General features: G+C 69.7%; 15 protein-coding genes, 3 pseudogenes and 2 riboswitches. Of the genes and pseudogenes, 9 read left to right on the plus strand and 9 right to left on the minus strand.

Annotation, left to right across the window (positions count from 1 at the left end; genetic code table 11):
- Positions 1-2: 2 nt before the first annotated feature.
- The 4 genes from AB0J72_RS25910 to clpB are packed head-to-tail and all read left to right on the plus strand — an operon-like array spanning position 3 to position 4,441.
- On the plus strand, positions 3-575 hold the full coding sequence (locus tag AB0J72_RS25910; protein ID WP_363402882.1) for a nucleotide exchange factor GrpE: 573 nt from the start codon (positions 3-5) through the stop codon (positions 573-575).
- A complete protein-coding gene (locus tag AB0J72_RS25915) occupies positions 565-1,527 on the plus strand; it encodes a J domain-containing protein (RefSeq protein WP_363402884.1) in 963 nt (320 codons plus the stop codon). The genes AB0J72_RS25910 and AB0J72_RS25915 overlap by 11 nt, the downstream gene beginning before the upstream one ends.
- A complete protein-coding gene (locus AB0J72_RS25920) occupies positions 1,524-1,814 on the plus strand; it encodes a chaperone modulator CbpM (RefSeq protein WP_363402886.1) in 291 nt (96 codons plus the stop codon). The genes AB0J72_RS25915 and AB0J72_RS25920 overlap by 4 nt, the downstream gene beginning before the upstream one ends.
- Entirely contained in the window at positions 1,805-4,441 is a 2,637-nt protein-coding gene (gene clpB / locus AB0J72_RS25925; protein WP_363402888.1) for an ATP-dependent chaperone ClpB, read from the plus strand. The genes AB0J72_RS25920 and clpB overlap by 10 nt, the downstream gene beginning before the upstream one ends.
- Positions 4,442-4,493: 52 nt before the next feature.
- On the opposite strand, the gene AB0J72_RS25930 is transcribed toward clpB, so the two are convergent.
- From AB0J72_RS25930 to AB0J72_RS25955, 6 genes and pseudogenes are all read right to left on the minus strand, one after another.
- Positions 4,494-5,063 (minus strand): hypothetical protein, encoded by a 570-nt coding sequence (locus AB0J72_RS25930; protein WP_363402890.1) that lies wholly within the window; start codon positions 5,061-5,063, stop codon positions 4,494-4,496.
- Between the two features lie 114 nt (positions 5,064-5,177).
- Positions 5,178-5,395, minus strand: a riboswitch (cobalamin riboswitch).
- Between the two features lie 189 nt (positions 5,396-5,584).
- Positions 5,585-6,268: pseudogene (locus tag AB0J72_RS25935) on the minus strand (ribonucleotide-diphosphate reductase subunit beta); the annotation flags it as partial.
- 2 nt (positions 6,269-6,270) lie between these two features.
- Positions 6,271-7,644 (minus strand): annotated as a pseudogene (locus AB0J72_RS25940) (ribonucleotide reductase N-terminal alpha domain-containing protein); the annotation flags it as partial.
- Positions 7,645-7,794: 150 nt separating this feature from the next.
- Positions 7,795-7,974: riboswitch (cobalamin riboswitch) on the minus strand.
- Positions 7,974-8,279 (minus strand): annotated as a pseudogene (locus AB0J72_RS25945) (hypothetical protein); the annotation flags it as partial. (Overlaps the previous riboswitch by 1 nt.)
- Positions 8,280-8,984: 705 nt before the next feature.
- Positions 8,985-9,566, minus strand: coding sequence for a DeoR family transcriptional regulator (locus AB0J72_RS25950; RefSeq protein WP_360565107.1), 582 nt, complete (start codon positions 9,564-9,566; stop codon positions 8,985-8,987).
- A 1-nt stretch (position 9,567) separates the two neighbouring features.
- The gene (locus AB0J72_RS25955) at positions 9,568-11,523 is read right to left on the minus strand and encodes a beta-galactosidase (RefSeq protein ID WP_363402892.1); all 1,956 of its coding nucleotides are present in this window, start codon (positions 11,521-11,523) and stop codon (positions 9,568-9,570) included.
- A gap of 258 nt (positions 11,524-11,781) precedes the next feature.
- Here AB0J72_RS25955 and AB0J72_RS25960 point away from each other — a divergent pair, with 258 nt between their 5' ends.
- The 4 genes from AB0J72_RS25960 to AB0J72_RS25975 are packed head-to-tail and all read left to right on the plus strand — an operon-like array spanning position 11,782 to position 15,934.
- Complete coding sequence (locus AB0J72_RS25960; protein WP_363402894.1) at positions 11,782-13,089, plus strand: extracellular solute-binding protein; 1,308 nt, start codon at positions 11,782-11,784, stop codon at positions 13,087-13,089.
- A complete protein-coding gene (locus AB0J72_RS25965) occupies positions 13,086-14,003 on the plus strand; it encodes a sugar ABC transporter permease (protein WP_363402896.1) in 918 nt (305 codons plus the stop codon). The genes AB0J72_RS25960 and AB0J72_RS25965 overlap by 4 nt, the downstream gene beginning before the upstream one ends.
- Complete coding sequence (locus tag AB0J72_RS25970; protein ID WP_363402898.1) at positions 14,000-14,896, plus strand: carbohydrate ABC transporter permease; 897 nt, start codon at positions 14,000-14,002, stop codon at positions 14,894-14,896. The genes AB0J72_RS25965 and AB0J72_RS25970 overlap by 4 nt, the downstream gene beginning before the upstream one ends.
- 9 nt (positions 14,897-14,905) lie before the next feature.
- Positions 14,906-15,934: a LacI family DNA-binding transcriptional regulator gene (locus AB0J72_RS25975; RefSeq protein WP_363402900.1), complete on the plus strand. Its 1,029-nt coding sequence runs from the start codon at positions 14,906-14,908 to the stop codon at positions 15,932-15,934.
- A 168-nt stretch (positions 15,935-16,102) separates the two neighbouring features.
- Here the strand turns inward: AB0J72_RS25975 and AB0J72_RS25980 are convergent, their stop codons facing one another.
- The 3 genes from AB0J72_RS25980 to AB0J72_RS25990 all read right to left on the minus strand — a co-directional run bounded on the left by AB0J72_RS25980 (position 16,103) and on the right by AB0J72_RS25990 (position 20,575).
- Positions 16,103-16,705 (minus strand): condensation domain-containing protein, encoded by a 603-nt coding sequence (locus AB0J72_RS25980; RefSeq protein ID WP_363402902.1) that lies wholly within the window; start codon positions 16,703-16,705, stop codon positions 16,103-16,105.
- A gap of 286 nt (positions 16,706-16,991) precedes the next feature.
- The gene (locus tag AB0J72_RS25985) at positions 16,992-18,998 is read right to left on the minus strand and encodes a glycosyl hydrolase 53 family protein (protein ID WP_363402904.1); all 2,007 of its coding nucleotides are present in this window, start codon (positions 18,996-18,998) and stop codon (positions 16,992-16,994) included.
- 461 nt (positions 18,999-19,459) lie between these two features.
- On the minus strand, positions 19,460-20,575 hold the full coding sequence (locus tag AB0J72_RS25990; protein ID WP_363402906.1) for a glycosyl hydrolase 53 family protein: 1,116 nt from the start codon (positions 20,573-20,575) through the stop codon (positions 19,460-19,462).
- Positions 20,576-21,121: 546 nt separating this feature from the next.
- On the opposite strand from AB0J72_RS25990, the gene AB0J72_RS25995 reads away from it, so the two are divergent.
- On the plus strand, positions 21,122-21,889 hold the full coding sequence (locus tag AB0J72_RS25995; RefSeq protein WP_363402908.1) for an IclR family transcriptional regulator: 768 nt from the start codon (positions 21,122-21,124) through the stop codon (positions 21,887-21,889).
- The last annotated feature ends 174 nt before the right edge of the window (positions 21,890-22,063 follow it).

The following is a 22,063-nucleotide window of genomic DNA, read 5'->3' on the forward strand; positions in this document are numbered from 1 at the left end:
CCATGGCCGAGCCGAACGGCGAGGGGACCCACGCCGCCACCGATGACCCGGCCCGCCAGGCGAACCGGCCCGAGACCGAGGCGGCGGCCCGGCCGGAGGACCCGGCGCTCGCCGAGGTGCGGGAGCGGGCGCAGCGGGCGATCGCCGACGCGGACAATGCCCGCAAGCGGGCCGAGCGGACGGCCGCCGAACGGGTCACCGCCGAGCGGCAGCGGGTCGCCGCGGCGTGGCTGCCCGTGCTGGACAACCTCGACCTCGCCCTGCGCCACGCCGGCGCGGACCCCGAGGCGATCGTGCAGGGAGTGGCACAGGTCAGGGAACAGGCCGCGGACATCCTGGCCCGGCTCGGCTTCGGCCCGGTCGGTGCGGTCGGCGAGCCGTTCGACCCGGCCCGGCACGAGGCGGCCGAAGCGGTCGAGGAGCCCGACGTTCCGGCCGGCACGATCGTGCGGGTCATCCGCCCGGGCTACGGCAGCGACACGCTCCTACTGCGCCCGGCCGTCGTGGCCGTGGCCCGCGCCGGCGGCGGGGGTGCAGAGGGGGCGGACGCGGAGCGGGGATCCGATGGCGGCTGAACGGCGCGACTTCTACGCGGACCTCGGCGTCCCGCGGACTGCGACGGCGGAGGAGATCCAGCGCGCGTACCGCACGCTGGCCCGCCGCAACCATCCGGACGTCAACAAGGAGCCGGGCGCCGAGGAGCGGTTCAAAGACATCACCGAGGCCTACGACGTGCTCTCGGATCCGAAGAGCCGCCGCAAGTACGACCGGTTCGGCGCACAGTGGCGGCAGGTGCCCGACGACGTCGAGCAGCGCGCCGGGGCCCGGCAGCGTGCGTCGGCCGGCGCCGGGTTCCCCGGTCAGGGCGCCGGCTTCGGCGGTCGGGGCGGCATCGGTGAGGAGGTCGACCTCGAGGACCTGCTCGGCAGCATCTTCGGTGGGCGACCGAGCGGTGCCGGCGACCGTTTCGGACGTGGGCCGGTGCCCGGCGCCGACACCGAGGCCGAGATCACCATCAGCGTCGAGGACGCCTACCACGGCGGCCGGCGCCGGATCACGCTGCCCGGCGCCCCCGGCAGCCGCACCCGCGAGTACGAGGTCATCATCCCGGCCGGGGTCACCGAGGGGCAGCGGATCCGGCTCGCGGGCCAAGGCTCCGGCGGCGCCCGCGGCGGCCCGCCCGGCGACCTGTACCTGGTGGTGCACATCGCGCCGCACGCCCGGTACAAGCTCAGCGGCCGCGACATCACGGTGGAAACCCCGGTGGCGCCGTGGGAGGCGGCGCTGGGCGCCACAGTGCCGGTCGACACGCCCGGCGGCACCCTCCAGGTCGACGTCCCGCCAGGCACACCGTCAGGACGGCGGCTGCGGCTGCGCGGCCGGGGCCTGCCGAACCCGCGCGGCGCCCCCGGCGACTTCTACGCCGAGATCAGGATGATGGTGCCGGCGCAGCTGAGCGACGCCGAACGGCGACTGTTCGAGGAACTTGCGACGGTGTCGTCGTACAACCCGCGAGGTGACCGATGACCTACGCTCTGATGTGCCGCCCCTACCTGTCCACGGACGCCTTCGCCGCCGCCGCCGGCCTGCACCCGGACATGATCTCCCGGCTGGTCGCGCTCGGCCTGCTGGAACCACACGTCGACGAACTCGGCCGCCACTGGTTCGCCCAGTCGCAGCTCAAGCGGCTCGCCCGGATCCGCCGGCTGCACGCCGGACTGCCGCTGAACTACGCGGCGGTCGGCATCGTGCTCGACCTGCTCACCCGCATCGACGAACTTGAGGCGCAACTCAGGAGGCGGACATGGACCTGAACCGACTCACCGAGAAGTCCCAGCAGGCGCTACACGACGCCCAGACGAAAGCGATGCGGTACGGCCACACCGAAGTCGACGGCGAGCACCTGCTGCTCGGCCTGATCGACCAGCCCGACGGTGTCACGGTGCGGCTGCTCACCGGCCTGGGCGTCGACATCGAACAGCTGCGCGAACGCGTCGAACGCGACGTGCGGCGCCGGCCGAGCGTGACCGGGCCCGGCGCGCAGCCCGGTCAGGTGACGGTCACCCGCCGGCTCGCCGCGGACCTCGACGCCGCCGAACGTGAGGCCGGTCGGCTCAAGGACGAGTACATCTCCGTCGAGCACCTGCTCCTGGCACTCGTCGACGAGGGCGCCTCCACCGACGCCGGCCGGGCCCTGCACGACCTCGGCGTCACCCGGGAGCGGCTGCTCAACCAGCTCACCCAGCTGCGCGGGGCGCAGCGGGTCACCTCCGCGAACCCGGAGGCCGCCTACGAGGCTCTCACCAAGTACGGCCGGGACCTCGTCGCCGACGCCCGCGCCGGCCGGCTCGACCCCGTCATCGGGCGCGACGAGGAGATCCGCCGCGTCGTGCAGATCGTGTCGCGCAAGACGAAAAACAACCCCGTCCTCATCGGCGACCCGGGTGTAGGCAAGACCGCGATCGTCGAGGGCCTCGCCCAGCGGATCGTCAACAATGACGTGCCGGAAGGGCTGCGCGACAAGACGGTCTTCGCGCTGGACATGGGCTCCCTGGTGGCCGGGGCGAAGTACCGCGGCGAGTTCGAGGAGCGGCTCAAGGCCGTGCTCGCCGAGGTGACCGCCGCGCAGGGCCGGATCCTGCTGTTCGTCGACGAGCTGCATACCGTGCTGGGCGCCGGCGCCGCCGAGGGGTCGATGGACGCCGGGAACATGCTCAAGCCGATGCTCGCCCGCGGCGAGCTGCGCATGATCGGGGCGACCACCCTCGACGAGTACCGCAAGCACATCGAGAAGGACGCCGCGTTCGAACGCCGGGTCCAGCCCATCCTGGTGCCGGAACCCAGCCCGGACGACGCGGTGACCATCCTCCGCGGGCTGCGGGAACGCCTCGAGGTGTTCCACGGCGTGCGCATCCAGGACGGCGCCCTCATCGCCGCGGTCCAGCTGTCCCACCGGTACATCGCCGACCGGTTCTTGCCGGACAAGGCCATCGACCTCGTCGACGAGGCCTGCGCGATGCTGCGCACCGAGATCGACTCACAGCCGGCCGAACTCGACGCGGCCGCCCGGCGCCTGCTGCGGCTGGAGATGGAGGAGACCGCACTGTCCAAGGAGGACGACCCGGCCAGCACCGCCCGGCTGGACCAGATCCGGCGGGAGATCACCGACCTGCGCGGCGAGGTCGATGCGATGCGCGCCCAGTGGAACGCCGAACGCCAGGCGATCCGCAAGGTGCAGAGCCTACGTGAGGAGACCGAGCGGATCCGGCGGGAGGCGGAGGCGGCCGAACGCGGCTACGACCTGGACCGCGCTGCGGAGCTGCGCCTGGGCAGGCTGCCGGAGCTGGAGCGGCGGCTGCGTGCCGAGGAGGAGCGGCTCACCGCCAAGCAGAGCGGGCACCGGCTGCTGCGTGAGGTCGTCACGCCCGACGAGATCGCCGGGATCGTGGCCCGCTGGACCGGCATCCCCGTCAACCGGCTGCTGGAGGGCGAACGGGACAAACTGCTGCGCCTGGAGGACATCCTGCACGAGCGGGTCGTCGGCCAGGACGAGGCCGTCCAGGTCGTCGCGGACGCTGTCATCCGCGCCCGCTCCGGAATCAAGGACCCGCGCCGCCCGATCGGCTCGTTCCTGTTCCTGGGCCCCACCGGCGTCGGCAAGACCGAGCTGGCCAAGACCCTCGCCGCGGCGCTGTTCGACACCGAAGACAACATGGTCCGGCTCGACATGAGCGAGTACCAGGAACGGCACACCGTCTCCCGGCTCGTCGGCGCGCCGCCCGGCTACGTCGGCTACGAGGAGGGCGGACAGCTGACCGAGGCGGTGCGCCGCAAGCCCTACTCGGTCGTCCTGCTCGACGAGATCGAAAAGGCCCACCCCGACGTGTTCAACACCCTGCTGCAGCTGCTCGACGACGGACGACTCACCGACGCGCAAGGGCGCACCGTCGACTTCCGCAACACCGTCGTCATCATGACCAGCAACCTCGGATCGCAGCACCTCCTGCAGGGCGTCACCCCGGACGGGCAGCTCACCGACCAGGCCCGCACCGCGGTCATGACAGCGCTGCGCGAATACTTCCGCCCGGAGTTCCTCAACCGCATCGACGAGACGGTGCTGTTCAAGCCCTTGACCCTGCCGGAGATCGAACGGATCGTCGACCTGCTCCTCGACGACCTCCGCGCCCGCCTCGCCGAGCGGCGGATCACCGTCGAGGTCACCGAAGCGGCCCGACGCTTCATCGCCGATGCCGGCTTCGACCCGGTCTTCGGCGCCCGCCCACTGCGCCGCTTCCTGCAGCGCGAGATCGAGACCCGCATCGCCCGCACACTGCTGACCGGCGACGTCCTCGACGGCGCCACCATCACGGTCGACCGAGGGCCCGCCGGGATCGATATCGACTGGACCAACGAGCCGGCAACGGTCCAGGCGGCCGCCTGACCGTCCGGCTCGCGCCCCGACGAGCAGTGAGGATGCTGTCGCATCTCCCTATTCAAGACGTCCGTGTCGCCGGTGCCGGTCCGGAAGCCGTAGCAGACACAACCGGATCACCGTTGAAAACCGTCGTTGACAGCTGCAACGCAAGAGTGTTCAAAGCTGCGTACACCACCAGGGCACCGGCTTCGGCGATCTCACCGAGTGCCTTGACCGGGTTGGCGGTGAACGCGGTGTCCGCGTCGATCTCCGGCACCAGGTAGTGGTAGTTCGTGTCGAACCACTTCGTCAGTTCCAGCGCGGGTTCGGCGTCGACGCCGCGGGCCATCGCGAAGTACGTGTCCAGGTCGGACAGTCCGAGCCGGGCGAAGCGGGCCGGGACGGTACCGACGGCGACGGCGGTGTCCAGGACGTGGTCGTAGTAGGAGAACGTGTTGGACGGGATCGCTTCCAGGCGGGCGTTGCGCTGCGTCTGCCACACCTCGGCCCGCAGCCCAGCCGCGGTCTCGTCCAGGGCGGCGGCGTCGATGCGCCCGGCCCAGTACGCCTCGACGGCCTTCTTCAGCTCCCGGTTCCCGCCGATGCGCGGGTAACCGAGGACGGTGCTCTGCCCGAATGCGGTGCTCACCACAGGGATTCCTTCCCTCGAAGTCGCGACGACTCCCGGGAAGGGGAAGGCAGGGCACGGCGCGCGCCCGGCTTCCGCCCTGACCCTCCCGAGGGGTCGCCGGCGGCGCACACCGGCGGTGTGCGCAGTGCGGGCAGGTCTTCGGACTCGCGGGCGCGACACCTTCCGGTGCCACCTACTAGCCGTCGCTTCCCAGACCCCGAGAGGTCCAGTGCTTGATGACGGCGGTCGTTCCCACTCACCGCTGCGGGGCAGTCCCGGTCTCACACCGGGTTCCCTCTTACGACGCCCCGTCCTTGCGAACGAGGCGAACCAGCACTGCGAGCCATCGTACGGGTGCCCGGCGACGTTCGGGACCGGGGCACCCACGACGTGTGTCACAGCGTGGTTGACGTTGTCCCTGACATCCGCCGCACGGGGAAAGGCGCTGCTTGCCGGCGCCGGCCCGGACGGATGCGCCTGCGACGACGTCGCCACTGTCCTGCACGGTGATGCCGCACAGGACAGCAGCACACCGCCACTCAGAAGTCGTCGTCGAAGCTGACCGTGCCCGTCACGCCGACCTGGTACGCCGACACCCGGCGTTCGAAGAAGTTCGACAGCTCCTGGACGTCCTGGAGCTCCATGAACGCGAACGGGTTGCGGCTGCCGTACAGCGGCGCGATACCGAGGGTGGCGAGCCGCCGGTCGGCGACGTGTTGCAGGTACTCGCGCATGTCCGCGAGGGACATCCCGGAGACGCCCTGTTCCAGGAGGTCGGCGGCGAACTGCACCTCGCACTCGACCGCTTCGGCGAGCATCTCGCGGACCTGCGCCTCCAGCTGGGAGTCGAACAGGTCGGGTTCTTCCGCCCGTACCGTGTCGACGACGTCGAACGCGAAGGCCATGTGCATCGACTCGTCGCGGAAGACCCAGTTGGTGCCCGAGGCGAGGCCGTGCAGCAGGCCGCGGGAGCGCAGGTGGTACACGTAGGCGAAGGCGCCGTAGAAGAACAACCCTTCGATGCAGGCGGCGAAGCAGATGAGGTTGAGCAGGAACGCGCGCCGGTCGTCGCGGGTCTTCAGCTCGTGCAGGTCGCCGAGGGAGTCGATCCAGCGGAAGCAGAACTCGGCCTTCCGCGCGATCGACGGGATGTTCTCCACGGCGGCGAACGCCGCGGTCCGTTCGGCGTCGTCGGTGACGTACGTGTCCAGGAGGTTCAGGTAGGGGCGGCGGCCAGGTCGATGAGGGCCCGCTGCGGCAGCTCCCAGGCGGTGCGGTACAGCTCGCGCACGTCATCGGGCAGGTCGGCGACGTCCTGCACCGAGCCCTCGGCGCGCTTGATCTGCTCGCGGATCGCCGCGGTCCACAGCCCGCGGGCCTTGAGCTCCCGCACCAGGTACGTGTTGAGCTGCAGGAACTCACCCGACATGGTCTCGCGTTTGAACAGGTTGGACACCTGCGGCTCGATGCACTCGTAACACCCGGCGATGGACGCGATCGTCGCGGTCGGCGCGATCGCGATCAGCAGCGAGTTGCGCAACCCACTCGCCGCGACCTTCTCACGGAGCAGGGCCCAGCGCTCACCGTCGGTGGGTGCGCCCCACAGGTCCGGGTGTAGCTCGCCGCCGGCGGCACGGGTCTCGGCGTACGCGGGGTGCGGCCCGAACCGCTCCGCCAGGTCCGCCGACGCTTCCAGGGCGGTGAGGTAGATCTCCTCCTGCACCCGCGTCGACAGCTCGCGGGCGGCGGGGGAGTCGAACGGCAGCCGCAGCGCGAAGAACGCGTCCTGCAGTCCCATGAGGCCGAGCCCGACCGGCCGCCAGCGTGGGTTGGACGCGGCGGCCTGCTGCGACGGGTAGTAGTAGATCGAGTCGAGCTCGTCGCGGGGCGAGTCGACCAGGAAACACGACGACATCTGGGTGTGCGCGGTGCCGGAGTTGAACAGCGTCGGCGAGCTCGGCAGATACGCGAGCGACGACATGAGCCGGTAGAAGCCGATCGCCTCACCCGGCGTCTGCGACAGCCCGCACGCGACGCGCAGCAGCCAGTACTGCGGGGTCTCCACGACCAGCCGGGACAGAGGGTGGCGCAGCAGGTACCGGTCGGCGACGGTCCGCAGGCCGAAGTACTCGAAGCGCAGATCACCGTCGACCTCGACGGCATCGTCGAGCTTGCGGGCGTTCCGCGCCACGAACGCCGCGGTGTCGTCGCTGATGAGGCCCTGCTGGTGCGCGTGCCGGATCGCCTGGCTGAAGCTGGCGACGCCCTGCCCGCGGACCTCCTTGTCGACGTACGCCGCGAGCAGCCGCGCCGCGAGCCGCGAGTACTGCGGCTCCTCACCGATCAGCTCCGCCGCCGTCTGGATCGACAGCTTGTCCAGCTCCGCCGTCGTCGCCCCGTCGTACAGACCGCTGATCGTCTTCGTCGCCACCCGCAGCGGGTCGACCTCGTCGAGGTCGGCGACCCACCGCTCGACCGCCTTCACGATCTTGTTGACGTCGACCGGCTCCAGGTCGCCGTTGCGCTTGCGGACCTGCATCGCGTGCCGGCGCTGCTCCGGCGCCTTCCCGGCCGTCGCCTGGTCCTGCGTCACCGTCATGTGCTCCCCCTCGTCGCCTGCTCATCACCACCGGATGGACGCAGGGGGAAGCCCGCCACAGAAAGGCGCACGCGAGGAGCACCTGGCGATGGCGTCAGCCGTCCCACGCGGCATCCGACCACCGCACGCCGCCCTCGGCGCGCGGTGCGCTGGCAGGTCTTCGGACTCGCGGGCGCGACCGTCTCCGGTCACCTACTGGCCGTCGCTTCCCAGACCCCGGAAGGTCCAGTGCTCAATGACAGCGTTCGTTCCCACTCACCGCTGCGGGGCAGTCCCGGACTCACACCGGGTTCCCTGTTGCCACGACCGCACCGAAGCGCGGCCGAACCACCGCCGGGCACTGCGTGCCAGTAGGACCAGTACGCCGACGCCGGCGGGGTGTTGACGCACGGCTCCGTGGCGGCGGTGGGCTTGCCGTTGATCCGGCAGATGAAGGCGAGGCCCCAGCGCTGGGTGCCGGTGACGGTGAACCCGGCGCCGCTCAACGCGGCAAGGTCATTCGGCGGGTCGCCGAGCCGGCAGCCCTTCTGGACGCCGCCGCCGAACGTGGTGAAGTCCACGACGACGGTGACCCCGGTGCCCGGCGCGCACGCGGCGGCGTGCGCCGCCTGCGGTGCCGGGTCGGCAAGGACCAGCGCGCCGGTGACGGCGAACGCCGCGCAGAGCCCGGCGAGCCACCTCCGCGACACGGTTTATGCCCTGCGCCATGGCCCGGTTCACGCGGCACACGCCAGGGTTGGCGCCGCGGCCTGCGAGCCGGCGGCGGTGAGGGTGGCGAAGCTGGCGCCGGTCAGACCCAGGCACGGCCTGCGCGGTCGGGCGGATCGCGGTGGCCGGGTCGAACCCGGTCGTCGTGTAGGCGATCGCGCCGCGGTCGGCGGCCGGGCCGGAGCAGCGCACCTGCAGGCCGAGCAGGAATCCGCGGGCCTTGAGCCATGCGACCGGCCGCCCGGCGACGCGCAGCGCCTGCGCGGCGAGGCCGGTGCTGTTGGCATTGCTCGACGCGGTGTCGGCCGCGGTAGGTCGGCCCGTAACACTCGATGATCACGCAGTCGTCGGTCAGTGTCGCCAGGACGCCCGCGATGTTATGGCGTCGCCAGGCGTCGAAGTGGTCGGTGAGCTGGTTCATTTGGCCTGCCTCGGCGCCTCGGCTCAGGGCCGGTGGTTCGACGAGCGAACCGCGTATGCCCAGTGGCACAGTTGGGCGGTGACCCCCTGATTGCGGCCGACCATGTCCTGTACAACGCCAAGTCGGGCGGCTGTGACATGACCTCGGTCGATGCCTCGGCGCTCAGCAAGCCCAACATCCTGAACCCCGAACGGGCACAGGTTCGGCGCGGTCAGGGCTGCAGGAGCACGCGCTGGGCGGCGCGCTCCAGCAAGGCCCGGTCGGTCGCGGCGGCGAGGGTGTCATGGGCCGGGTGGCTCAGCACCTGGACGATCGCGATGTCGAGATTCAGCGCCTGCAGCGTCCGTTCGGTCTGGGGCCCGGCGTGACTGCCGCCGGGGGTACGGATTCCGCCGATCAGCAGGACCGTTGTGCGCTCGTTGCGCACGGCGGCCGCGACGATCGGCATCGGCGTCACCACGGTCAGGCCGGCGACGTCGTCGAGCAGTTCCGTCAGCCGCACTGCCTTGGGGCCGCCCGAGATCCCGACCGCCATGCCCGGCTGGACGAGGCCCAGCGCCTCCTGGACCTCGTCCGGGGCCGGCCGATGCGCTGGCCGTGCCGGCTGCTCCTCGCCGATCGGCATGGCTCCGCCGCGGACCCGGTGCAACAGCCCGCGATCCGCGAGCACCTCCAGGTCCCGGCGGATCGTCGGGATCGACACGTCGAAGCGCTCGCTCAGCTCGTGCAGGCCGATGCCGCCGAGTTCGCGGGTCGCCGCGACGATCCCGGCGCGACGCGTCTCGATGAGCACGTCAGGCCTCCTCGATCACCGTTACCGCACCGGCCTCGACAACGCGGCCGCCGACTTCAGCGGCGTGCTCGCCATGGTTGATCGCGATGACGAACGGCGGGCGCCGCACGACCTCGACCGTTTCGGGCACGTCGTGGCGGACCGGGAGCCCTGCCTGAGGCAGGATCCGGGCCAGCAGTCGCTCGAGGCCGGCCGCGTCCGGGCGGGTCGAGACGTACCAGGCCGTGCCGCCACCGTGCGCTTTGCGGGTGACGGCCGGACCTCCGGCCGCCGGTCCGTCCGTGTAGGTCAGCACGACCTCCGCGGTGTCGACGACGAGGTCCTCGGCCCACACATCGGCGGCCGTGCCGTCCGAGAGCTCGATGTGCCGGCCCTGTCGCAGCGGCAGGAACTCCTCGACGGTCACGCCGAGCAGGTCGCGGAGCGCCCCCGGATGCGCATCCCCGTGCACGGTGTCGTTCGCGTCGACGATGCCGGAGAAGTACGACACGAGCAGCGTTCCCCCGCCGGTGACGTATGCGTCGAGGTTCTTCGCCGCCGCGGCCGTCGTCAGGTACAGCGATGGTACGACGACCAGCGGGTACCTGCTCAGGGCCGCCTCTGGGTGGACGAAGTCGACGGTGAGGTGGGCCTTCCACAGCGCCGTGTAGTACGCCTCGATCCGCTCGCGGTATGCCAGGTCCACGGATGGGCGCCATTCCAACTCGAGCGCCCACCACGACTCCCAGTCCCACACGATCGCCACGTCGGCCTTGACCCGGGTGCCGCGCAGCCGGTCCAGCCCGGCGAGGCGTCCGCCGAGCTCGGTGACCTCGCGCCAGATCCGGGTGCTGGTCCCGCCGTGCGGCAGCATCGCCGAGTGGAACTTCTCCGCCCCGAACCGCGAGGCCCGCCACTGGAAGAACAGCACCGCGTCGGCGCCGCGGGCCAGGTGGGCCAGGCTGTTGCGGGCCAGCTCGCCGCGCCGCTTGGCGATGTTGCGGGGCTGCCAGTTCACGGCGCTCGTGGAGTGCTCCATCAGCATCCACGGCGCTCCGCCGGCGAGGCTGCGCGTCAGGTCCGCGCACATGGCCAGTTCGATGTGCGGATCGTCGCGTTCGGCCTGCAGGTAGTGGTCATTGGCGACGACGTCGACCTCGCCGGCCCACTTCCAGTAGTCGACCCACTTGCAGTTGGCGATCATGAAGTTGGTGGTGACCGGTACCTCGGGCGACAGGCCGCGCAGGATGTCGCGCTCCCGCCGGAAGTTCTCCAGATGGACGTCGGAGCAGAACCGGAAGAAGTCCAGCTGCTGCGCCGGGTTCACCGGTGTCGGCGCTGCGTGTGGCGGCTCGATCTCGGCCCAGTCGCTGTAGCGCTGGCTCCAGAACGTCGTGCCCCATGCGGCGTTGAGCGTCGGCAGGTCGCCGTGGCGGTCCTGCAGCCAGCCGCGGAACGCCTCGGCGCAGCCTGGGCAGTAGCAGTGCGGGTTCACGCCCGCGTACTCGTTGTGGACGTGCCACAGCGCGACCGCCGGATGCTCGCCGTAGCGGCGGCCCAGCTGCTCGGTGATCGTGGCGGCGGCCCGCGCGTACTCAGCCGAGCTGGGACAGAAGCTCTGCCGGCCGCCCTGTCCGAGGACGTGGCCTTCGCGGTCGATGAGCCGCGCGTCGGGGTAGCGGTAGGTCAGCCACGGCGGCGGAGCCGCGGTCGGCGTGGCGAGGTCCGCGCGGATCCCGTTGGCATGTAGGAGCTCCAGAACTCTGTCGAGCCACTCGAAGGTGTACTGCCCCTCGGTGGGCTCGAGCATCGCCCAGCTGAAGATGCCGACGCTGACCAGGTTGACACCGGCTTGCCGCATCAGCCGGACGTCCTCGGCCCAGACCTCCTCAGGCCACTGCTCCGGGGCGTAGTCGCCGCCGTAGGCGATGGCATCGAGACCGCGGGGAAACCACGGCGACGGTTGAAGCTGGTCCATCTTGCGACTCCTGGCTGTGAACGCTCCCGGTTCGATAGCGGCAGCATAGCGCAGGCATCACGCGTGAATTAACCTCCGCGCAATGTATTGACAGCACGTCTAGGACGGCCAAAACTGTGAGCGCTCCCGGTCGTTCACCCCGATCGCCGCAGCGATGGACGTCTGTCGGAGGGTGCCGGAGCGCCGTAGTCACACGGCCGTTTCGTTTCTCCCGCTCGCCCTCGTCGCCGCGGTGACCTACGCACGTTGGAGACCAAGATGACCCCGAAACTCCGTACGTTGTTCGCGGTCGCAACCGCGAGTGCGCTGCTGCTGACCAGCGCCTGCGGATCCAGCGACGACGGCACGCCCCAGAACACGGCCACCGGCAAGGTCGAGCTGACCTTCTGGTCGTGGGTGCCCGGCATCGACAAGGTCGTGGCCCAGTGGAACGCCGCCAATCCCGACATCCACGTCACCGTCAGCAAGCAGGCGCAAGGTGACGAGGAGGTCACGAAGGTCCTCACGGCCAACAAGGCCGGCAACCCGCCGGATCTCTTCCAGGCCGAGTATCAGGCGCTTCCCACGCTGGTCAGCAACGGCGCCGCGGCTGACCTCAGCAAGTACTCCGCCGACGCGAAGGGCAAGTTCGCCCCCGGCGTGTGGAGCACGATCACGCTCGGCACCGACGCGGTCTACGCGATCCCGCAGGACTCGGGTCCGATGATGCTGTACTACCGCGCGGACGTTTTCGAGCAGCTCAGCCTCAAGGTGCCGACCACCTGGGACGAGTTCGGTGAGGTCGCCAAGCAGGTCCGGCAGAAGGACCCGAAGCGCTACCTGACCACCTTCTCCGCCGGCGACCCGGGCTGGTTCGCCGGACTCGCCCAGCAGGCCGGCGCCAAGTGGTTCGGCGTCAGCGGCGAGACCTGGTCCGTGCAGGTCAACGACGCCGCGACCAAGAAACTCGCCGAGTACTGGGGCGGCCTGGTCGCCTCCGGCGCGATCGACAACAAGCCGATGTACACCCCCGAGTGGAACAAGGCCCTCAACGACGGCACCCTGATCGCCTGGCCCAGCGCCGTCTGGGGCCCCGGCGTGCTGTCCGGCAACGCCCCCGACACCGCCGGCAAGTGGAAGATCGCGGAGATGCCGCAGTGGACCGCCGGCGAGCACAAGACCGGCAGCTGGGGCGGCTCCTCGACGGCCGTCGCGGCGAAGTCCAAGAACATTGCGCAGGCCACCAAGTTCGCCATCTGGCTCAACACCGACCCGACCGCGGTCGCCGGCCTGATCAAGGAGGGCGGCATCTACCCGGCCGCGACCGCCGCACAGTCCGGCGGGGAGCTGTCGAAGGCGCCGGCGTTCTTCAGCAACCAGCCCGATTTCTACAAGCTCGCCCAGCAGATCGCCAACTCGGCGGCGGGCGTCACCTGGGGCCCGAACGTGAACGTCACCTACGCCACCTACAAGGACACCTTCGCCAAGGCCATCACGGCGAAGACCCCGTTCCCCGCGGCGGTCGACCAGATGCAGAAGGCCACCGTCGACGACCTGAAGAAGAACGGGTTCAAGGTCTCCGAATGACACGCCGCTCCGCGCGTACAGTGCCCAGCCGGGTGCCGTACGCCTTCCTCACCCCGGCGATCGGCCTGTTCGCCCTGTTCATGGTCGCGCCGATCGGCTACACCGTTTACCTGTCGCTGCGCCGGGTGCAGGTCTCCGGGCTCGGGCTCGGTGCCCGGGCCCGGGCGGAGTCCTTCGCCGGATTTGCCAACTATCAGGCCGTCATCAACGACGGCGAGTTCTGGCAGAGCTGCGTGCGGGTCCTGCTCTACGGCCTGGTGCTCGTGCCCACCATGGTCGGGCTCGCGCTGCTCTTCGCGCTGCTGCTCGACGTCCCGCGGGCCCGGGCCCGCGCCTTCTCCCGGATCTCGATCTTCATGCCGTACGCCGTGCCGGCGGTGATCGCGAGCCTCATGTGGGGGTTCATGTACCTGCCGTCGGTCGGGCCGGGACAGTGGCTGCTGAAGGAACTGGGCCAGCAGCCGCTGGACCTGTTGAACCCGACGAGCATCTACTTCTCCGTTGCCAACATCGCCGTCTGGGGCGGCACCGGGTTCAACATGATCGTGCTGTACACGGCGCTGCGGACGGTGCCGAGCGAGCTCTACGAGTCGGCTCGGATCGATGGTGCCACCGAGTGGCAGATCGCGTGGCGGATCAAGATCCCGTTGCTGACGCCCGCGCTCATCATGACCTTCGTCTTCTCGCTGATCGCCACATTGCAGGTGTTCAGCGAGCCGACCACGCTGCGGCCGCTGACCAATGCCCTCTCGTCGAACTGGACCCCGCTGATGAAGATCTACCAGGACGCCTTCGCGAAGGACGACATCCATACGGCGGCCGCGGCCTCCATCGTCATCGCCGTGGTGACGCTCGTCTTCTCGTTCGGCTTCCTGCAGCTGGTCCAGCGTCGGGCCTTCGGGCAGGAACGATGAGCACGTCGACGATCTACGGTTCGCGCCTCGCGCACCAGGCGCCGGCGAATCGACCGCCGGCGCCACGACGCGCGGCGAAACTGCCGACGGTCGTGCTCCTGCTGGGCGCCGCCTACTGCCTCCTGCCGATCCTCTGGGTCATCACCGCCGCGTCGAAGACCAACGGGCAGTTGTTCTCCAGCTTCACGCTCGCCCCGGGCACCGCGCTCGTCGACAACGTCGTCGACCTGTCCGAGTACCAGGGCGGTGTGTACTGGCAGTGGATCCTCAACACCGCGCTGTACGCCGGCGTCGGTGCGGTGCTGTCGACGGTGGTCTCCGGCCTCACCGGCTACACCCTGGCCAAGTACCGCTTCCCGGGGCGTTCGGCGGTTTTCAACGTGCTGCTGGCGGGCGTGCTCGTGCCGACGGTCGTGCTGGCCATCCCGCAGTACCTGCTGCTGGCGAAGTTCCAGCTCACCGACACGTACTGGTCGGTGCTGCTGCCGAGCATCCTCAGCCCGTACGGCATCTACCTCGCCCGTATCTACGCCGCCGCCGCGATCCCGGACTCCCTCATCGAGGCGGCCCGCACCGACGGGGCCGGCGAGGTGCGCATCGTCACCAGTATCGCCACCCCGGCGATGGTTCCCGGCCTCGTCACCGTGTTCTTGTTCCAGTTCGTGGCGATTTGGAACAACTTCCTGCTGCCCTTCATCATGCTCACCTCCGACCGCAAGTTCCCGGTGACGGTCGGCCTGTACACTCTGCTCAACCAGGGCAACACGACCCCGGTGCTCTACACGCTCGTTATCACTGGGGCGCTGTTGTCGATTCTGCCGCTTGTCGTGCTGTTCCTGACCTTGCAGCGGTACTGGCGCGTCGACCTGCTGTCCGGCGCGGTCAAGGGATGATCTGCAGGCATGACAAAAGCACGTGAACCTCGGCGTCACCCCGCCCGCCGCCCCACGATCAACGATGTGGCGGCGGCGGCCGGGGTGTCCCGGGGCACCGTGTCCCGCGTGCTCAACGGCGGTCGCGACGTCAGCCCGGCCTCCCACGAAGCCGTCGAACGGGCCATGCGCAAGACGGGGTACGTGGTCAATCAGCACGCTCGCAGCCTGGTCACGCAACGCTCCGGGTCGGTGGCGTTCGTCCTCTCCGAGCCGCAGGACCGCCTGTTCGAGGACCCGAACTTCAACGTCCTGCTGCACGGCTGCACGCAGGCCCTCGCCCAGCACGACATCACGCTGCTGTTGACGCTGGCCAGCAGCGTCGAGGACCGCAAACGCCTCGGCCGGTATCTTGCGGGCGGTCATGTCGACGGGGCGCTGCTCGTGTCGACCCACAGTGGCAGCCCGCTGATCCCGGAGCTGCTCGGCCGTGGGCTGCCCGTCGTCGCCTGCGGCAAACCCCTCGGCTACGAGCGGCAGGCCGCGTACGTGGCCGCTGACGATCGCGACGGCGCCCACCAGATGGTCAGCTACCTGCGTTCGATCGGCCGCCGCAGGATCGCCACCATCAGCGGTCCGCTCGACACCCCCGGCGGCATCGAACGTCTCGCCGGCTACCGCGAGGCTGTCGGCGCCGACGGCGATCCGGCCCTCATCACCCACGGCGATTACACCCGCGCAGGCGGCGAACAGGCCATGCAGCGTCTGCTCGAGCAGGCGCCCGATCTCGACGCCGTCTTCGTCGCGTCCGACCTCATGGCCGCGGGCGCCCTCAACGCGCTGCAACGCGCCGGCAAGCGCGTCCCCGACGACATCGCCGTCGGCGGATTCGACGACAGCCAGGTGGCGACCGCCACCCAGCCGCCGCTGACCACCATCCGCCAGCCCTACACCCGTATCAGTGCCGAGATGGTCCGTCTCCTGCTCGGCCTCATCGACGGGTACAGCCCGGCGGCGGTCATCGTCCCGACCGAGCTCGTCGTCCGCGAGTCCGCCTGAGCGGTGAGGAATCGGAGGTTCGCGTCGATGTCCCGATCGGTCGAGGCGATGACCGCCTCATACTGGTCGCGGCCCGGCGCACTGAGCAGTGGCTGCGACACTCAGCTCATCGGGTGGCGGTGACCCCTCGGTGAGCTTCCGTGGGTAGCCGCGGGGGAGTGGACCGGGTCAGCCGGCCGCCGCGGCGGACCGCAGCGGGATGCGCTCGATCTCCCGGGCGAGGGCCTCGATCTGCGTCGGCGAGAGGCGATGGGTGTCGGCGGCCACGGTCACCACGACGGCGCACACGCTCAGCTGGGCCAGGTGGCTGACGGAGTCGGCACAGCCGGGCCGGAAGCGGTTGCTGACGACCAACTGGGCGACGCTGGGGTTGCGACCGGTGAGCCGATGCAGGGCCATCGCGTAGGCGGCGAGCAGGATGTAGCCGGTGCCGATGCCCGTGCGGGCGGCGATCCGGGGCAGCGCACGGCGCAGAGCGGGAGAGCGAAGGGCGAGCTCGCGGTATCGGGGTGTACACGGGTCGTCGGACGTGCCGAGCCGGCGGGGCGGGAGCGCGCGCAGCACCCGTTCCCAGTGCCGTAGCGACTTGTCACCCGCGCGCCGGCCTGCGGCGCTCGCCTGCTGCCCGGCCAGCTCGAACGGGGTGATCCCGCCGACCCGGGCGACGGCCTCCCCGGTTGCGGCGTCGAGGTTGGCCATGTCACGGACGATGGCGTCGATGCCGAGGCCGTCGACGGCCAAGTGGCAGTACGACATCACGACGTGGGTCACCGGCGCTGATGTTCATGTTCATGCCGCTGCGAGCCATCGTGTTCCAGACGTCCAGTTGCGCCCAGGTCATCGGCGACGTCCCGGCACCCTCACCGATGAACGGCACGGCGATCCACTGCGTTTCGGTGCCCATCAGATCCTCCGATCCCGCATCCGGTCGGGGTGGAACCGGGACCGGCCGTCGCGGCTGGTACGCGTCGACCGGTCTCGGGACCGGCGCGGCGCCGATTCGATCGATCGCCGCGCCTGCCTGTGCTTCGTGTGAGCGCCCGGTCTGGGTGTCGGGCTAGCGGTGCTTCGGGCCCGGCGGTGGCGCGTTGAGGACCACCGTGCCGGCGGAGGCGGCGGCGCCGGGGCCGCCCAGCGCGCTTACCGCCCGGACCGACACTGTGTACCGCACACCGTCGCGCAGGCTCTGCAGGTTCGCCGAGACCGTGCCGTCGCTCTGGCTTGAGATCGTCGGCGTCCGCCAGGTGGCGCCGCCGTCCACGCTCACCTGGTAGGCCAGCTGCGCGGGATCACCGGCTAGGGACGGTCGGAACGTGACCGTCAGGCTGCCGTCGCCTGCCTTCAGCTTGACCGGTGTCGGCGCCGGCGGTGGGACGACGCCGTAGGCCTTGATCGAGGAGTTCCACTGGATCACCGGCCAGGCCGACGTTGTCCAGTTGCCCATCGACTGGAAGTGCGCGGGCTCCCAGACGAGTGCGCCGAGGCCGCGGTTGTCCGGCAGATCGTTGACCATCTGGAAGACCCGGAGCAGGGCGTCCTGCTGGCCCTGGATGGAGACGGGGTACGGCGAGTTGGGGATCGGGTCGGAGAAGGCGGACGGGTGTGCGGTCTCCGCGACGTCGATCTTGTAGCCGGGGTGCTGCGCGGCGAGCTTCTGCAGCTCGGATTCGAAGACGTCCGGGGTGCCGTGCCACTCGGAGTAGTACGAGAAGCCCATGACGTCGATGTCCTGGCCCTTGGCCTTGAGGCGGCGCAGGAACTGGTTCCAGAACTCCTGGGTCCGCTCGAACTGGCCGTTGTCGATGATGGTGTGCGTCTCGACGCCGATCTGCACGCGGTGCGCGGCGGCGACCTCGTGCACGGCCCGGATGCCGGCGGCCTGGAGGGTGGTGAACCGGTCCCATGAGGCCTCGTAGGCGGCCCGCCGCGCGGGGTCGGTGGCCTTCCAGTCGTCCCAGGCGATGCCGCCGCCGGGCTTGGCGGTGTACGCGGGGTCGTGGTTGAAGTAGCAGTCGTAGCACCAGTCGGCGGCGTCGGTGAACCACGGAGCTGGGCGCTCGGACCCCCACAGGAAGCCCTTGATCAGCTCGTTGCCGACGGCGACCTTGTCGGGCACGGTCCCCTGGGCCACGAGCCGCTCGACGTAGTCACGGGTGTAGTCGTGCACGGCCGTGACAAGCTGGTCGAAGGGCAGCGACGCCCAGGCGGACGGCTTGGCCTGCTTGCTCGGGTCGGCCCACGAGTCGGAGTAGTGCAGGTCGATGCCGAGCCCCATGCCCAGGCTCTTGACCTTCCTGGCGACCTCCAGCGTGCGGTCCGGTCCCTGGTACGCCGGGTTGAGGTAGCTGCCCGTCCGCTCGTCGCGCGGGGTGTTGAACACGCGCAGCCGCACGTAGCGCATGCCGGCATTGCGCGCGGACGTGAGCACGTCCGTCGCGGTGGCCGGGTCGTCGACGTAGTAGGTGAGGTGGTCCTGGTTGGTGTCCTGGTCGGCGTAGGAGATGTCGGCGCCGACGACCAGATCCGGGCGAAGGTAGTTGTACACCTTGAGCTCGGCGACGCCGATCGCCGCGCCCGGGGACGCGCCAGAGATCCGCACCCGCACGAAGCGGATCCCGGGTTTGACGAACTGGTCCTCACCGGGTCCCGCCGCCGCGTTGCGCGAGCGGTCCGCGATCGTCGTCCACGCGGCGCCGTTGGCCGAGGCCTCGACGACATAGCGGTACGTCGCCGTTGCGGTCGGGAACACCACCCGCACCTTGCGCAGGTTGTCGTAGGCGCCGCCCAGATCCAGGCGCAGCCACTGCTCCCGCGGTCCGGTGGCCTTCCACGCCGTCGCCTCGTCGTCGTCCGCCGCGAGGGACGCCGATTTCTCCCCGGAGCTGGCCGAGTACTTGACCCACGACTTTCCGGCGATGTTGCTTTCGACGGGCGGAATCTGCGCCGTGCCGCTTGCCGCGGCCGACTGTGCCGAGGCTGACGCGACCGCCGTCGCGCCACCGCCGGCGGCGACGGCGAACGTGGCGCCGACGGCCATCATCCAGCGTTTTGATCGAGCATTCATCTGCTTGTCCTTCGGGAGCACAGGGCGCAGTCCAGCGACGTTTGATGACCGATCACGACCCGGGGGACGTGATCGCCGCAGTCGGGCGCCGCGAACCATCTGATGTGGTCGGGCCTGCTACGACGGGGACGAGCACCACGGCGACTAATGGGGTGTGGCGGAGTGAACCCCTTGCGTTTGGGCGAACGCGGGGGAACTCGTGGGAACGTGGCGGAACTCGGGCCATCATGCATGATGAAACGGACCTCCGCCAGAGGTGAAGCGGGCATTCAAAGGCCCATCGAGCATGAACTCCGGCGGCATTCTGAAAGCTCGTGAGCGCTTATGTTGAGCCTTTGGGCCGGCTGAAAGCGTGCGTTGATTTGTTGGGAGCTACTGAGCGCTTTCCCAGTGACCGCGGCAACAAGGGGGCCGGGCCACAGCGTTACCCGGCCCGGCCCCGTATCAGCGGCGTTCCTCGATCACGCGTACCAGCGGATGCCCGGGTTGACGCGACCGGCCCAGTTGAACACGGCCATGTTGTCCCAGCCGTCCCCGGTGCCGTTCATGTTGTACGGGTCCCAGCCGTTGCCCTGCACGGCGGTCCAGGTGGGCTCCCAGTAGAAGACGCCGATGCCGCCGGCATTGCGGGTGGTGTTCTGGATGTACTGGAACAGCGTCGCCTGGCTGCTCCAGCTGGCATCGAAGCCCTCACAGGTGCCGCTGGCGTTGCTGTTGCTCTGCGAGTCCGCGTTCGCCGTCGTGAACGGATAGGCGGTCTCGACCACTGCCACCGGCCTGGTGTACCGGGACCGGGCGGTCGACACGGCCGAGTACAGCTGGCTCAGGCTGCCGTGCCAGAAGCAGTAGTAGGACAGGCCCGTGATGTCCCACTTCACGCCCTGGTTCGAAATGCCGTCGTAGAACCACGTCAGATGCGCGACGCTGTCGGAGTTGGCGGTGTGGATGATCACCTGGGTGCCGGAGTTGCAGGCCTTCACTGCGTTGTAGCCGGACTTCAGCAGCAGGCCGAGGTTGTAGAAGTTGCTGTTGGAGACGTAGCCGTCGTTCCACAGCATGCCGACGTTGATCTCGTTGCCGATCTGGATGCTGTCCGGCGTCGTCCCCTGGGCCTTCAGTGTGTTGCAGATCCAGTAGGTGTAGTCGTAGACGTCCTTCTGCAACTGCTGGATGCCGTGGCTGGACCACGCGGCCGGCTTCCACTGGTTGCCCGGGTCGGCCCAGGTGTCGGAGTAGTGCAGGTCGATCATGAGCTTCATTCCGCGGGACTTCACCTCCTTGGCGTAGGAGAAGACCTTGGTCGGGTTGTTGTAGCCGGAGGCCGGGTTGTTCCACACCCGCAGCCGTACATAGTTCATGCCGGCGCCCTTGAGGATGTCGAGCGCGTTCTTCTGGGAGCCGTTGGCGTCGTAGTACTTGACGCCGAGGTCGTTGCTGCGCTGCAGGCTCGACACATCCCCACCCAGCATGGACAGGCTGTTCGCCGCCTGGGCCGGCGGGGATGCGGCGAGGACGAGGGCCGGTACCGCCAGGAGGGCGGCGATCCCGGCGCTGATGAGTCGCTTCCGTGCTTTCATCGCGATCTCCCTTGGGGTGTGTCGCGGTCGACGGGGCGCGCACTGCCGGTGGGCGCCCCGTCGACGGTGCGATGGGTGTTGCGGCCGCTGGCGGTGGCCGCTCGGGATGCCACGCCGACCGACGGGGTGTGTCGATGTCGCGCAGCGATGTGGTTTGGGACGGGGCTGAGAGAGGCCTGGCCGCCACCGGCTGCCGGGCCGGTGCGGCCGGAGTGCAGGTGTGGTGACCTAGCGGCAGGATCACCGTTACCGATCCCAGTGTTGTTTTGCTAGGTCATAGCTGTCAAGGGCCGTGCGATAAACGCACGGAACTGGGAGCGTTCACAGAGATGTACGCCGATTATGTGTGCAACGGAAAGACGACCAGTCCCTTGCCGCGTTCATGGCGACCGTGAGCGTCGGGGACACCCTGACGGGAATCGTTGCGGAAATCACGCCGTCCGGCGCAGCGGTGCTGCTCGCGCTTCACCGAGGAGAGCGTTTGTCGGGCACCAGCGCTATCCTGTCGAAATCTCGAATACGGTTCGGTATTTCGAAAGGATCCACATGCCCCGCGTGGTACCTGCGGTTGTCCGCGCCCTCGACATCCTTGAACTCTTTCTGGACCAGCCCCGGCTGTCGGCGCGCGAGATCACCGAGCAGCTGGGCCTGCCTCGGACCACCGTCCATGAGTTGCTCGTCACGCTGGTCGCCCGTTCGTACCTGATCTCCGTGCCCGGCCAGCCGGTCCAGTTTCGGCTCGGCATGCCACTGTTTCAGCTTGGCGCCGCGTTCGCCGGCCAGCTGGACCTGGTCCGCGAGGCGCAGGACGTGGCGCAGGAGGTCGCTGCCGCCTGTGACGAGGCCGTGCACGTCGCCGTGCTCAACGGTGCTGACGTGATCTACCTGGTGAAGGTCGACAGCACGCACCCCGTCCGGATGGTCTCTGCGGTCGGCCGGCGGCTGCCCGCGCACTGCACGGCCGTCGGCAAGATGCTGCTCGCGGGCCTCGACCCGATCGACCTCGACGCGCTCCTGCCGCCCGGCGACCTGCCTGCCATGACGCCGGACAGCATCACCGACCCGGAGCGGTTGCGCGCTGAACTCGATCGCATCCGCGCCGAGGACGTGGCGGTCGACGACGGCGAGTCCGACAGTGCGGTCCGCTGCGTCGGAGCGCCGGTCCGCGACCACGCCGGCGTGACGGTCGCGGCGATGAGCGTCTCCGCGCCGATCATCCGCTGGACGCCCACGGCGCACGCGGAGTGGACGGAGCTGGTCCGCTCGGGTGCTGCCGCGTTGTCGACCCGGCTGGGGTACCGCGCACCGCGCTGAGCCGACCGTCGGGCGCACGATGCCGACATCGATCCATCGACATCATTGACACCTTCGCGCAGGGTCCTCTACCGTCGCGTCCTATCGATATACCGAACGCTGTTCGAAATATCGAACAGCACCCTGTTTGGGTGCTCATAAGACCCGCCGGAGTGGATCGCAGTGTCCGATGTG

Origin of the sequence: Dactylosporangium sp. NPDC049742 (assembly GCF_040674675.1) — a bacterium.
Classification (GTDB): Bacteria; Actinomycetota; Actinomycetes; order Mycobacteriales; family Micromonosporaceae; genus Dactylosporangium; species Dactylosporangium maewongense.

Bases quoted from the DNA above. Each gene is read 5' to 3' on its own strand.
- AB0J72_RS25985 (WP_363402904.1), bottom strand. From the start codon at position 18,998: ATGAATGCTCGATCAAAACGCTGGATGATGGCCGTCGGCGCCACGTTC.
- AB0J72_RS25910 (WP_363402882.1), top strand. From the start codon at position 3: ATGGCCGAGCCGAACGGCGAGGGGACCCACGCCGCCACCGATGACCCG.
- AB0J72_RS25970 (WP_363402898.1), top strand. From the start codon at position 14,000: ATGAGCACGTCGACGATCTACGGTTCGCGCCTCGCGCACCAGGCGCCG.
- AB0J72_RS25920 (WP_363402886.1), top strand. From the start codon at position 1,524: ATGACCTACGCTCTGATGTGCCGCCCCTACCTGTCCACGGACGCCTTC.
- AB0J72_RS25990 (WP_363402906.1), bottom strand. From the start codon at position 20,575: ATGAAAGCACGGAAGCGACTCATCAGCGCCGGGATCGCCGCCCTCCTG.
- AB0J72_RS25960 (WP_363402894.1), top strand. From the start codon at position 11,782: ATGACCCCGAAACTCCGTACGTTGTTCGCGGTCGCAACCGCGAGTGCG.
- AB0J72_RS25975 (WP_363402900.1), top strand. From the start codon at position 14,906: ATGACAAAAGCACGTGAACCTCGGCGTCACCCCGCCCGCCGCCCCACG.
- AB0J72_RS25965 (WP_363402896.1), top strand. From the start codon at position 13,086: ATGACACGCCGCTCCGCGCGTACAGTGCCCAGCCGGGTGCCGTACGCC.
- AB0J72_RS25915 (WP_363402884.1), top strand. From the start codon at position 565: ATGGCGGCTGAACGGCGCGACTTCTACGCGGACCTCGGCGTCCCGCGG.
- clpB (WP_363402888.1), top strand. From the start codon at position 1,805: ATGGACCTGAACCGACTCACCGAGAAGTCCCAGCAGGCGCTACACGAC.
- AB0J72_RS25955 (WP_363402892.1), bottom strand. From the start codon at position 11,523: ATGGACCAGCTTCAACCGTCGCCGTGGTTTCCCCGCGGTCTCGATGCC.
- AB0J72_RS25995 (WP_363402908.1), top strand. From the start codon at position 21,122: ATGCCCCGCGTGGTACCTGCGGTTGTCCGCGCCCTCGACATCCTTGAA.